Source organism: Mesorhizobium sp. ISC11, assembly GCF_037162595.1.
Lineage (GTDB): Bacteria > Pseudomonadota > Alphaproteobacteria > Rhizobiales > Rhizobiaceae > Mesorhizobium > Mesorhizobium ciceri.
In genome coordinates, this window is the sequence record NZ_JAVSPW010000001.1 from 3,874,199 (window position 1) to 3,886,492 (window position 12,294).

12 protein-coding genes and 1 tRNA gene are annotated in these 12,294 nt (G+C 63.7%); 10 read left to right on the forward strand and 3 right to left on the reverse strand.

The window, feature by feature from the left end; genetic code table 11:
- Positions 1–30 precede the first annotated feature (30 nt).
- From RPF88_RS18920 to RPF88_RS18935, 4 genes are read left to right on the forward strand one after another with little or no spacing between them, the layout of a single operon-like run.
- A complete protein-coding gene (locus tag RPF88_RS18920) occupies positions 31–1,128 on the forward strand; it encodes a microcin C ABC transporter permease YejB (protein WP_013527941.1) in 1,098 nt (365 codons plus the stop codon).
- Entirely contained in the window at positions 1,128–2,273 is a 1,146-nt protein-coding gene (locus RPF88_RS18925) for an ABC transporter permease (protein WP_013527942.1), read from the forward strand. Before RPF88_RS18920 ends, RPF88_RS18925 begins: the two co-directional genes overlap by 1 nt.
- Positions 2,270–3,901: an ABC transporter ATP-binding protein gene (locus RPF88_RS18930; RefSeq protein ID WP_127366680.1), complete on the forward strand. Its 1,632-nt coding sequence runs from the start codon at positions 2,270–2,272 to the stop codon at positions 3,899–3,901. The genes RPF88_RS18925 and RPF88_RS18930 overlap by 4 nt, the downstream gene beginning before the upstream one ends.
- Positions 3,902–3,930: 29 nt before the next feature.
- Positions 3,931–4,872 (forward strand): 2-hydroxyacid dehydrogenase, encoded by a 942-nt coding sequence (locus tag RPF88_RS18935; RefSeq protein ID WP_127366681.1) that lies wholly within the window; start codon positions 3,931–3,933, stop codon positions 4,870–4,872.
- Here RPF88_RS18935 and RPF88_RS18940 read toward each other — a convergent pair whose 3' ends face one another.
- Positions 4,873–5,235: a hypothetical protein gene (locus tag RPF88_RS18940; RefSeq protein ID WP_337122910.1), complete on the reverse strand. Its 363-nt coding sequence runs from the start codon at positions 5,233–5,235 to the stop codon at positions 4,873–4,875. It lies immediately after the preceding gene.
- Positions 5,236–5,521: 286 nt separating this feature from the next.
- The gene (locus tag RPF88_RS18945; protein WP_337122911.1) at positions 5,522–6,451 is read right to left on the reverse strand and encodes a class I SAM-dependent DNA methyltransferase; all 930 of its coding nucleotides are present in this window, start codon (positions 6,449–6,451) and stop codon (positions 5,522–5,524) included.
- A 106-nt stretch (positions 6,452–6,557) separates the two neighbouring features.
- Here RPF88_RS18945 and RPF88_RS18950 point away from each other — a divergent pair, with 106 nt between their 5' ends.
- Together RPF88_RS18950 and RPF88_RS18955 are read left to right on the forward strand one after the other, a co-directional pair.
- Complete coding sequence (locus tag RPF88_RS18950) at positions 6,558–7,568, forward strand: ligase-associated DNA damage response exonuclease (RefSeq protein ID WP_337122912.1); 1,011 nt, start codon at positions 6,558–6,560, stop codon at positions 7,566–7,568.
- Positions 7,569–7,572: 4 nt separating this feature from the next.
- Positions 7,573–9,174 (forward strand): cisplatin damage response ATP-dependent DNA ligase, encoded by a 1,602-nt coding sequence (locus tag RPF88_RS18955; protein WP_337122913.1) that lies wholly within the window; start codon positions 7,573–7,575, stop codon positions 9,172–9,174.
- 20 nt (positions 9,175–9,194) lie between these two features.
- On the opposite strand, the gene RPF88_RS18960 is transcribed toward RPF88_RS18955, so the two are convergent.
- Positions 9,195–10,334, reverse strand: a complete 1,140-nt coding sequence (locus tag RPF88_RS18960; protein WP_063169966.1) for a hypothetical protein — start codon at positions 10,332–10,334, stop codon at positions 9,195–9,197.
- Positions 10,335–10,665: 331 nt separating this feature from the next.
- Between RPF88_RS18960 and RPF88_RS18965 the strand changes: the two genes are divergently transcribed.
- The 4 genes from RPF88_RS18965 to RPF88_RS18980 all read left to right on the forward strand — a co-directional run bounded on the left by RPF88_RS18965 (position 10,666) and on the right by RPF88_RS18980 (position 12,232).
- A tRNA-Thr gene (locus RPF88_RS18965) sits at positions 10,666–10,741 on the forward strand.
- A gap of 131 nt (positions 10,742–10,872) precedes the next feature.
- Positions 10,873–11,061 (forward strand): YodC family protein, encoded by a 189-nt coding sequence (locus RPF88_RS18970; RefSeq protein WP_013527958.1) that lies wholly within the window; start codon positions 10,873–10,875, stop codon positions 11,059–11,061.
- Between the two features lie 151 nt (positions 11,062–11,212).
- Complete coding sequence (locus tag RPF88_RS18975; protein ID WP_027161794.1) at positions 11,213–11,644, forward strand: EF-hand domain-containing protein; 432 nt, start codon at positions 11,213–11,215, stop codon at positions 11,642–11,644.
- Positions 11,645–11,689: 45 nt separating this feature from the next.
- A complete protein-coding gene (locus RPF88_RS18980; RefSeq protein WP_337122914.1) occupies positions 11,690–12,232 on the forward strand; it encodes an RNA polymerase sigma factor in 543 nt (180 codons plus the stop codon).
- The last annotated feature ends 62 nt before the right edge of the window (positions 12,233–12,294 follow it).

Genomic DNA, 12,294 nt, shown 5'->3' on the forward strand with positions numbered 1-12,294 from the left:
GATGTTCGCTCAACGAGGGCAGAAGGCCTGATGGGCGCCTATATCCTGCGCCGCATCCTGTTGATGATCCCGACGCTGTTCGGCATCATGGCGATATCCTTCGCCGTCATCCAGTTCGCCCCCGGCGGTCCGGTCGAACAGGTCATCGCCCGGCTGACCAATCAGGGCGGCAGCGACCGCCTCGGCGGTGGTGGCGGCGACGCGGGTGCCGGCGGCAATTTCGATGCCGCCGGTGACGTCAGCTCGAAATATCGCGGTGCGCAGGGGCTCGATCCGGAATTCATCAAGAAGCTGGAAAAGCAGTTCGGCTTCGACAAGCCGCCGCTCGAGCGCTTCGGCATGATGCTGTGGAACTATGCCCGCTTCGATTTCGGCGACAGCTATTTCCGCGACATTTCGGTGCTCGACCTGATCCTGGAAAAAATGCCGGTGTCGATCTCGATCGGGCTGTGGATCACGCTGTTGTCCTATTTGATCTCGATCCCGCTCGGCATCCGCAAGGCGGTCAAGGACGGCACTCCCTTCGACGTCTGGACCAGCGGCGTCGTCATTGTCGGCTATGCCATTCCGGGCTTCCTGTTCGGCATCATGCTGATGGTGCTGTTTGCCGGCGGGTCTTTCTGGGACTGGTTTCCGTTGCGCGGCCTCACCTCGGACAATTGGGATCAATTGTCGTGGTGGGGAAAGATCGTCGACTATTTCTGGCACATGACATTGCCGCTGACCGCGCTGGTGCTGTCGGCCTTCGCCACCACGACGCTGCTGACCAAGAACTCGTTCCTCGAAGAAATCCGCAAACAGTATGTGGTGACGGCGCGGGCCAAGGGCCTGTCGGAACGGCAGGTGCTCTACGGCCACGTCTTCCGCAACGCCATGCTGATCGTCATCGCCGGTTTTCCCGGCGCCTTCATCTCGGCCTTCTTCACCGGCTCGCTGCTGATCGAGAACATCTTCTCCCTCGATGGCCTCGGCCTGCTCGGCTTCCGGTCGGTGGTCGAGCGCGACTATCCGGTGGTGTTCGCCAATCTCTACATCTTCTCGCTGCTCGGGCTGTTCGTCGGGCTCTTGTCCGACCTGCTCTACACCTGGGTCGATCCGCGCATCGATTTCGAGCGGAGAGACGTCTGATGTCGGAGGCTACAGTCCCCGTCGACGCGGCACCCGCGCGGATCAAGCGGCCGTTTCTGTCGCCGCTCAACAAGCGCCGCCTGCAGAACTTCAAAGCCAACCGCCGCGGCTACTGGTCGCTGTGGATTTTCCTCGTCCTGTTCGTGCTGTCGCTGTTTTCCGAGTTCATCGCCAACGACAAGCCGATCATCGCTTCCTACAAGGGCGAAATCCTGTTTCCGGTGCTGGTCGCCTACCCCGAGGAAAAATTCGGCGGCTTCTATGCCGTCACCGATTATCGCGACCCGGTCATCCAGGACGAGATCAACGCCAATGGCTGGATGATCTGGCCGCCGGTGCGCTACTCCTATCAGACCGTCAACAACGCTATTCCCGAAGCAGCACCGGCCAGGCCGTCGTGGCAGTATGACGCCAAGACACGCTGCAACCAGTATCCGCAGGGTGCTGCCGACCCCGCCTGCATCGTCGGCAACTGGAATTGGCTCGGCACCGACGACCAGGCGCGCGACGTGCTGGCGCGCGTCATCTACGGCTTCCGCATTTCGGTGCTGTTCGGCCTGATCCTGACCGCCGGCTCCGCCTTGATCGGCGTCGCGGCCGGCGCCGTGCAAGGCTATTTCGGCGGCTGGACGGATCTCTTGTTCCAGCGTTTCATCGAGATCTGGTCCGCCATCCCGGTGCTCTATCTCCTGCTCATCGTCGCCGCCATCCTGCCGCCGGGCTTCTTCATCCTGCTCGGCCTGATGCTGCTGTTTTCCTGGGTGGCGCTGGTCGGCGTGGTGCGGGCCGAGTTCCTGCGCGCCCGCAATTTCGAATATGTCAACGCGGCCCGGGCGCTCGGCGTGCCCAACCGCACCATCATGTTCCGGCACCTGCTGCCCAATGCCATGGTGGCGACATTGACCTTCATGCCCTTCCTGCTCTCGGGCTCGATCTCGACGCTGACCTCGCTCGACTACCTCGGCTTTGGCCTGCCGCCCGGCTCCGCCTCGCTCGGCGAATTGCTCAAGCAGGCGCAGCGCAACCTCAATGCGCCGTGGCTCGGCATTTCCGGCTTCGTCGTCATCTCGCTGATGCTGTCGCTGCTGGTCTTCGTCGGCGAGGCGACGCGCGACGCCTTCGATCCGCGCAAGACGTTCCGATGAGCGAAGCCCCCTTGCTCAGCGTACAGGACCTCAGCGTCGCCTTCAGCCAGGGCGGCGGCCAGTCGACGGCTGTCGACCACATCTCGTTCGACATCGCCAAGGGCGAGACGGTGGCGCTGGTCGGCGAATCCGGCTCCGGCAAATCGGTCTCGGCGCTTTCGGTGCTGAAGCTTTTGCCCTATCCAAGCGCCAGCCACCCCTCGGGAAAGATCGTGTTCCAGGGCAACGACCTGCTGGCGATGGGCGAGAAGCAGTTGCGGCAGGTGCGCGGCAACAAAATCACCATGATCTTCCAGGAGCCGATGACCTCGCTCAATCCGCTGCACACGATCGAGCATCAAATCGTCGAGATCCTGAAGCTGCACCAAGGCATGGCCGACCGCCCCGCCAAGGAGCGCACGCTGGCCCTGCTCAACGAGGTTGGCATCCGCGATCCGCACAAGCGCCTCGATGCCTATCCACACCAGTTGTCCGGGGGCCAGCGCCAGCGCGTGATGATCGCCATGGCGCTGGCCAACGAGCCCGAACTTCTGATCGCCGACGAGCCGACGACGGCGCTCGACGTCACCGTTCAGGCGCAGATCCTCGAACTGCTGGCCGGCTTGAAGAGCCGCAAGGGCATGTCGATGCTGTTCATCACCCATGATCTCGGCATCGTGCGCAAGATTGCCGACCGCGTCTGCGTGATGACCAAGGGCAAGATCGTCGAGACCGGCCCGACCAAGGAGATCTTCGCCAATCCGCAGCATGCCTACACAAGGCATCTGCTGGCGGCCGAGCCGAAGGGCAAGCCGCCGGCCGCCAATGCCGACGCCAAGCCGGTCATGACCGGCAAGGACATAAAGGTCTGGTTCCCGATCAAGCAGGGCTTCTTCCGCCGCACCGTCGACAATGTGAAGGCAGTGGACGGCATCGATGTCACCGTGCGCGCCGGCCAGACGCTCGGCGTGGTCGGCGAATCCGGCTCCGGCAAGACGACGCTCGGCTTGGCGCTGGCGCGCATGATCTCGTCGACCGGCACGATCCAGTTCAACGGTCGCGACATCAACCAGCTGTCCTTCAATGCCATGCGGCCGCTCAGGCGCGAATTGCAGATCGTCTTCCAGGATCCGTTCGGCTCGCTCAGCCCGCGCATGTCGATCGCCGAGATCATCGAGGAAGGCCTCAAGATCCACGAGCCGAAGCTGTCGCCCGACGAGCGCGACGACAAGGTGGCCGCCGTGCTGAAGGAGGTCGGGCTCGATCCGGCGACACGCAACCGCTACCCGCACGAGTTTTCCGGCGGCCAGCGCCAGCGCGTCGCCATCGCACGCGCCATGGTGCTCAACCCGCGCTTCGTCATGCTGGACGAGCCGACATCGGCACTCGACATGAGCGTGCAGGCGCAGGTCGTCGACCTGCTGCGCAGCCTGCAGGCCAAGCACGACCTCGCCTATCTCTTCATCAGCCATGATTTGAAAGTCATCCGCGCGCTCGCCAACGACGTCATCGTCATGCGCAATGGCAGGATCGTCGAAGCCGGCCCTTCCCAGCAGATTTTTGAAAATCCGCAAACCGACTATACTCGGGCGCTGATCTCGGCCGCCTTCAAGATCGAGACGGCACCGGTCGGCATCGTCAGCGAGTGACTTGCGTAAAGAGGGACTAAAGGACCGCAATGGAAAAAGGCCGCATCCTGCTTGCCGTCACCGGCTTTCATCCGCAGCGCTGGCGCGACCTGCTGTCGGCCGAACGCGAGGTGGTGCTGGAGCCGGACGGCGCCAGCGACCCGTCGATCACCTATGCCGTGGTGTGGAAGCAGAAGCCGAACATCCTGGCGTCGCTGCCCAATCTGCGCGCCATCTTCTCGATCGGCGCCGGCGTCGACCATATCTTCGCCGATCCCGGCTTGCCCGACGTGCCGATCGTCAAAATCGTTGCCGACAACCTCACCCAGTACATGACCGAATATGTCGTCTGGCGGGTGCTCGACCATCACCGCCAGGGCCTGCTCTACCGGTCGCAGCAGTCGAAGAAGATCTGGCATGAGCCGCAGCAGAGGCCTGCCGGTGACATTTCGGTCGGCATCATGGGCCTCGGCAGTCTCGGCCGCGCCGCGGCCTCGGTGCTGCTCTCGCTCGGCTTTGCCGTCAATGGCTGGTCGCGCAGCGACAAGGCCATGCAAGGCGTCGCGACCTATTCCGGCGAAGCTGGATTGATCCCCTTCCTCAAGGCAACCGACATCCTGGTGGTGCTTCTGCCGCTGACGCCGGAGACCAAGGGCATCATCAACTACGGCGTGCTGAAGGAGCTGCGGAAACGCAACGGCCTCGGCGGCTCGGTGCTGATCAATGCCGGGCGTGGCCGCCTGCAGAAGGATGCCGACATTTTGCGGGCGCTGGATGACGGCACGTTGAAGGAGGCAAGCCTCGACGTGTTCGAGGTCGAACCGCTGCCGAAGACCAGTCCGCTGTGGGGGCATCCGAAAGTGTTCGTGACGCCACATGCGGCGGCGACCTCCGATCCGGTGCATCTGGCGCCGATCATGCTGCGCCAGATGGACGCCTTCGAACGCGGCGAAAAGCTCGACAATCTGGTGGACCGCAAGGCGGGGTACTAGCTAGCCGGGCAGAGCAAGCTTCTTCTGCTTGTTTGGCTGGCCGCAGTCGCGTCGATCGATCGACCGGTTCATGGCATCGATCTCACCGCTCGCCTTGTCGGTATCGCGCTTGGCCTTCGAGCGCATGTCCGGCGTGAACGGGCCGAAGCCCATCGCCGGATTGGAGAAGGTCGGCTTGGCCTTGATCGGCAGGTTGTATTGCTGCGCCAAGCCATTGCGCTGCGCCAGCAACTGGTCGCACGGCACGTTGTCATATTGCAGGGACGACTGGATGTTCGCATCCTGCTGTTCCGACATCGAAGTGCCACCGACACAGCCGGCGGTCAGCAGGCAAGAGGCCAAGATCATCATGTTCCAGCGCATCGGCTATGCTCCTCCTGATATCCCGCCCTGACGCGAGCAGATGCCAAATATCAGTCGCGCATGCAAATCGGACTTTTTCACAGCAGGAATATTTGCGAGGCGGCGAGGCTGCCCCTCCGCAGGCGCGCGGCTGACGGAGCATCAAACGAAAAACCCGCCTGTCCGGCGGGTCACTGGCGCAAATCACCACCATGGGCGAAAATGTACCATAGCTGAGGGCAGGGTGTCAAGAAAAAATTCCTATCGCACCCGACGAAAAGCTGCCGACACCGCCGACCGGCTGCCGTCAGGTCCTTTGTTCAGCTGAGTTCGGAGCCCTGGCCACAACGACCAACCCGTTGACGTGTTCCCCGCGATCCTGCCGGATCGCGGTTGGTTCCAGTGACAGGACCGAAAGCCCGTTGGCGGCCAGCACGTCGAGCACATAGCGTTGCGCATGCGCATAGCGGCGAGACGGCAGCAGCGCAAAATCGCCATCGCCAGCCAGCGTCTCGACGGAAAACGCGAACAGGCCATCCGTGGCCAGCAGGCCGGCAATCGTCTTCACCACGCCGCCCAGCGCACCGACATAGATGAAAACATCGGCCACCGTCACCAGATCGGCTTTCGGACCGGCATAGGAAAAATCCCGCAGATCGGCCTTGTCGAGGAAATCGTAGACGCCCTTGGCCCGCGCCTTTCTCAGCATTTTGGCCGAAATGTCATACCCCTCCAGCCGGTCGACGATCGGCCGCAGCCTCTGCCCCATCAGGCCTGTGCCGCAGCCGAGATCGAGCGCCAGCGCGAAGCGGCCCGGCCTTGCCGCTCGAATGGCCTGGTCGAGCATCCCAGGCAGGCGGTAACCCAGCCTGCCGACCAGGGACTCGTCGAAGCTCTCGGCATAATGGTCGAACAAGGTCTCGACGAAGGCGCTGGGGAGCGCATCGACCGCCGGCGCCTTGCCGATCAATTGCAGGTTCAGTGCAGCGCCTTGACGATCCGATGGATCGAGTTGCAACGACATCGTCCACGCCTGTGCGGCCAGATCCGCCGCGCCCGCCGCCTGCTGCATCTCGCCAAGGCGAAACCAGCCCATCGCCCATTGCGGCGTTATTTCCAGCGCACCGAGCAGCAATTCCGCCGCCGCCGCATGATCGCCATCAGCGTGCAGCATCTCGGCATAGTCGGCGCGGCGATCGGCGTTCAAGTCGCCTGACGAGGCCTGAAGCGGTTTCATGGCGGCGGGTCCTGCCGGCGGATCGAGCCGGCGGTGCTCTATGCGGGAGTCAGCAGTGACTTACAACAGGCTTCCCGCCGCGGAATTATATCCTATCTTGGAGACCATGCGCACCAGTGTTCTGCTTCACCCCCGGCCCGAGGGCCTCTATTGCCCGCCGGGCGATTTCTTCATCGACCCGGTGCGGCCGGTCAACCGGGCACTGATCACGCATGGCCATTCCGACCACGCGCGTTCCGGCCACCGCTCGGTGCTGGCGACGCAGCAGACGCTCGACATTATGGGGCTGCGCTACGGTGAGGATTTCGCTGGAACAACACAAGCGGCAAGGCTCGGCGAGACGATTGCCCTCGATGGCGTCAGCGTCAGCTTCCATCCGGCCGGCCATGTGCTGGGCTCGGCGCAGATAGCGGTCGAGCATCAGGGCACGCGCATCGTCGCTTCCGGCGACTACAAGCGGCAGAGGGACGCGACCTGCGCGCCATTCGAGCCGATCCCGTGCGATGTGTTCATCACCGAAGCGACGTTCGGCCTGCCGGTGTTTCGCCATCCCCCGGACACCGAAGAAATCGCCCGCCTGCTGAAATCGGCCGCGCAGTTCCCTGAACGCTCGCATCTGGTCGGCGCCTATGCGCTGGGCAAGGCGCAACGGGTGATGCGGCTGTTGCGCGACGCCGGCTACGACAGGCCGCTCTACATCCATGGCGCGCTGGCCAAACTCAGTGAGTACTACCAGAGCCAAGGCATCGATCTCGGCACCCTCGAACCGGCGACCGTCGAAAGCGGCGGCAAGGATGATTTTGCCGGCGCCATCGTCGTCGGCCCGCCTTCGGCCTTCGCGGATCGCTGGGCGCGGCGGTTTCCCGATCCGATCTCGTGCTTTGCGTCAGGCTGGATGCGCATCCGCCAGCGCGCCAAGCAGGGCGGCGTCGAACTGCCGCTGATCATCTCGGACCATGCCGACTGGGATGAGCTGACCGCCACCATCAAGGAGACCGGAGCCGAAGAGGTCTGGGTGACGCATGGCCGCGAGGAGGCGCTGGTGCGCTGGTGCGAACTCGAAGGCATCGCGGCAAAGCCACTGCACCTGGTGGGCTACGAGGACGAGGGCGATTGAAGCCATGAACCGCTTCGCCGAACTTCTCGACCGCCTGGTGCTAACGCCGTCGCGCAATGGCAAGCTGACCTTGCTGACCGACTATTTCCGCAGCGTCGAGGATCCCGATCGCGGCCTGGCGCTGGCTGCCATCACTGGCGATCTCCACATCGCCGCGGTCAAGCCGGCGATGCTGCGCATGCTCGTCACCGAGCGCATGGATCCGGTGCTGTTCGGCTATTCCTACGACTATGTCGGCGATCTCGCCGAAACGGTGTCGCTGGTCTGGCCGCAAACGCCCGGAAACACCCCGAACCGCGAGCCGACGCTTGGCGAGGTCGTGGCCAAACTGCAGGCGGCAAGCCGCTCCGACGGACCGAAGGTGCTGGCAGGGCTGCTCGACAGCGCCGGCATCTCGGCACGCTTTGCCATCATCAAGCTGGTCACCGGCGGCCTGCGCATCGGCGTGTCGGCGCGTCTGGCCAAACAGGCGCTGGCGGATTTCGGCAAGGTCGAGGTCGCCGAGATCGAGGAGCTCTGGCACGGGCTGTCACCGCCTTACACAGCGCTGTTCGCCTGGCTGGAAGGCAAGGCCGAAAAGCCCAGGAACACGGCGTTGGCATTGTTTCGCCCGGTGATGCTGTCGAACCCGGTCGGCGACGGCGATCTCGAAAAGCTCGATCCGGCCGATTATGCCGCCGAATGGAAATGGGACGGCATCCGTGTCCAGGCGGTGGCGGAGGGCGGCATCCGCCGGCTCTATTCGCGCACCGGCGATGACGTTTCGGGCGCCTTTCCGGACCTCGCCGAGGCCATGCATTTTTCCGCAACGCTGGACGGCGAACTGCTTGTCGGCGATCCCCGGGAGGCGACGGGAACCTTCTCCGATCTGCAGCAACGGCTGAATCGCAAGACGGTGGCACCGAAGATGCAGCAGCAATACCCGGCCTTCATGCGCTGCTACGATCTGCTCCAGGTCGGCGGCGAGGATTTGCGCGCGCTGTCGTTTCGCGAACGGCGCGGCCGGCTGGAAAGCTTTGTCGCGACACTCGACCCGAGCCGTTTCGATCTGTCGCCATTCGTCGACTTCACGGACTGGCAAACGCTGGAGGAACTGCGCCGGGCGCCGCCGCATCCGATCATCGAAGGCGTCATGCTGAAGCGCTGGGACTCAGCCTATGTCGCCGGCCGGCCGAAAGGTCCGTGGTTCAAGTGGAAACGCGATCCGCACACAGTGGACGCGGTGCTGATGTATGCGCAGCGCGGCCACGGCAAGCGGTCGAGCTTCTATTCCGACTATACGTTCGGTGTCTGGACAGGTGCCGAAGGCGAAGAGGAACTGGTACCGGTCGGCAAGGCCTATTTCGGCTTCACCGACGAGGAACTGAAGCAGATCGACAAATATGTCCGCGACAACACGATCGAGCGTTTCGGGCCGGTGCGCTCGGTGCGGGCCGACCGCGACAACGGCCTGGTGCTGGAAGTCGCCTTCGAAGGACTGAACCGCTCGACCCGGCACAAATCCGGCGTCGCCATGCGCTTTCCCCGCATTTCGCGATTGCGCTGGGACAAGCCGGCCAACGAGGCCGACCGCATCGAAACGCTGCAGGCGCTGCTCGACCGCTAATTTCGCGCGTGCAGGGTTCGCTATGGCTCGATCGAAACGCGGATTTCGTAGATGTCGGCGGCCTTGCCCTGCTTGTCGAAGTCGGAATTGATGGCAATGGTGCCGGCCGAGCCCGGATGCTTGTCGGGAAACTGCACGTCGAACAGATATTCGTTCTGCTGCTGGCCGACCGCATAGCGCTTGCGGCCGCAGTCGCCGAGTTCGCCGAAATTGCAGTCGACCGAAATCTGCGTCTCCTTGCCTTCTTCGGAGCGGGCAATGATGTCGAACACGGCATGTTTGCCGGCCAGTTTCTCCAGCACGCCTTGTCCGACGTCGAAGCTGATTGCCGAACCGGACGCGCCGGAACGGATGCGCAGGAACGAACCGGTATCGTCCTTCATCACCTCGGCCCTGGCGTCCGATGGCGCACTGACATGCGATGCATCGGCCGGCGAAAACACATTGATCCAGTCGCGCGACTGGTCGGCGGCGCCGGGTTTTGCCGGACCGCCGTCGGCCGGTGTGAAATCGTCGTCCTCGACGGTCGGCGGCGCTTCAGGTGGTGCGGTGTCGAGTTGGGCCGACGTCTTGAACACGCCGGTCTGCACGGCGAAGAACAGGCCGATGCCAACCGCTGCCAGCAGTGTCACGGTCAGGAAGATGGCGGTCAGCGGCAGGCGACGCCCTCTTATGCGTCGTTCATCGCGGTCGGGCGCCACTTCCGTGGTCGCACCGGCCGAGGCCGGAACCGACATGTCGATGGCCGGAGCATCGGGAAGCGTGGCGTCCGGCATGATGTCGGGAACGACGGGCAGGACGCGCGAGCGCGGCGCATCGGCAGCGGATTGCACGGGGCCGTCGACGACGACATCGGGGGACGATGCCTGTCGGCCGGTTTCGACCGCGGGCGCCGAGTCCGCTCCGAGTTCGACCGCCGGTGCATCGCCCTGCGGGCCGACATCCGGCACCGCCGGCAGGAACTCGGATTCGATTTCGGTGATTTTCGCCTGGATTGCCTTGCGGCGCTTGATGGCGACCTCAACGGTCACACCGGGATTGGCCTGGAGCGCGCGATCAAGCGCGGCAAAAGCCGAGCGATAGACCCTCTCGCGGAACGCGCGGTCCTCGGCATTGCCTTTCTCCAAGGCGTTCCGGATCGCTTTTTCGATCGCGTCCAAGCGGGTCCCTCTGTCTTTGCCTACCTTGCCGTGATCGTTAGCCGCAGGCGACCAATCAATCAACGGGCGAGCGGCGCATTCTGCCTCGCAGAGGTATGCAAAGTCCATTCCGGCGCTGTTCCGGCAACAAAATCAGCATGTTTCACCGATTTTCACGCGCGGGGAGCGCACGCACCGTGCGCCGCATCCCCTTGGCGATTGATTGGCGGACAAGGCGGCGGCCGGCTTTCGAGAGTGCCATGACGCCGTCGCATGAATTGCCAAGTCGCATCTTGAATTCGCGCCCGGTTGCGTCTATCACCGCCGCATCTTGGAGGCGTTGGCTTCCCGGGCCGCTTTAGCTCAGTTGGTAGAGCACCGCATTCGTAATGCGGGGGTCGCGTGTTCGAGTCACGCAAGCGGCACCATTTCTCCTCCTTTTTGTCGTCTACCCCTTCGCATCTGGTGCAAAGGATTGCGGCGCCGGCCTGGCAGATCTGCCATTGTCGAGACCCCGGTTTGGTGTGAAACTCATGGCCTCAGCATGGGAGGTCAAAAAATGCCCAACAATTTCAAGACCGGAGACGTGGTCAAGCTGAAATCCGGAGGCCCCAGGATGACGGTCAGCGATGGCGCAGCCTCGGGCATGTATCTGTGCCACTGGTTCAATCGCGAGGGCGAGGTGTGGACCCCGCAGCATGCCGGGTTCAAGCCCGAACAACTGATTGCGGCCGACCAGTCGGACTAGAGCTCCTTCCATCCCGATCGACGGGATGCGCACCCGCGCACGAACGGATCAGCACGCGCGACCGACGGATTTTCCGGGTCGCGGCGTTTAACGGTTGAAGCGCGATGGCGGCACAAGCCGTCTGCGTCGCGCCAAGCTGGAGACGCACAACATGATCAGCCGTTCGATATTAGTCGTTGCCTTGAGTTTGCAGACGGTTGCGGCTCTTGCCCAGGCAACGACCCCGCCTGCACCGCAGACCGGCGCGCCACTTGCCGCGCCAGGCGCGTCGGGGAGCAGGTCCGACATCACGCTGGCCAAATTCCAGAAGCGGCGCGAAAGGGCGATCATGGCGGCCGACACGGATGGCGACGGCAAGATCAGCCTGCTGGAATGGGAGGCCTTTCAGGCGAAGCGCAACGTCAAGGGCGACGCCTCCAGATCCTTCGCGCGGATCGATTCCAACCATGACGGCTTCATCGATCGCGCCGAACTCGATGCCTTCTTCGCCAAGCGCTTCGCCCGGCTGGACAAGAATGCCGATGGCATTCTGACAGCCGACGAATTGCCGGGCCACAAAACCGCTCCCAAGCAAGAGCAATGACCAAGAGGCAATGACGCGCGATGAAGATCGGGAGTGCGCCGACTGATGGCTGCGGATCCGGACGAGGAGCTGGTTCGCCGTGTCGGCGCCGGCGAGCCGGCAGCCGTGCAAACGCTCGTCGCGCGCAAGCTGCCGCGTATCCTGGCGCTTGCCGTGCGCATGCTCGGCGATGCGGCGGAGGCCGAGGATGTCGCGCAGGAAACCTTCGTGCGGATCTGGCGCCATGCCGCGAACTGGCGGCGCGGCAATGCGCGCTTCGACAGCTGGATCCACCGGGTGACGCTCAACCTTTGCTACGACCGGCTGCGTCGCAGGCGCGAGTGGGTGACCGGCGACCTGCCGGACGTCGCCGATCCTGCGCCGCTTCCCGATGCTCATTCCGAGGAAGAAGCCCATCGGGTCGAACGGGCGCTGCAAGCCATAGCGCCGCGCCAGCGCGAAGCGATTGTTCTGGTCTACTATCAGGAGATGTCCAATATCGAGGCGGCAGCGACACTGCAGATCAGCGTCGATGCCCTGGAAAGCCTGCTCGCGCGCGGCCGGCGGTCGCTGCAAGCGATCCTGGCGGAGGATGGCGCCGATGAGTAAACGCCGGGCAAGCAGCAACGCAGCACGGCCATTGCGCCTTGCTGGTGCCGCCTGGCGCTCGG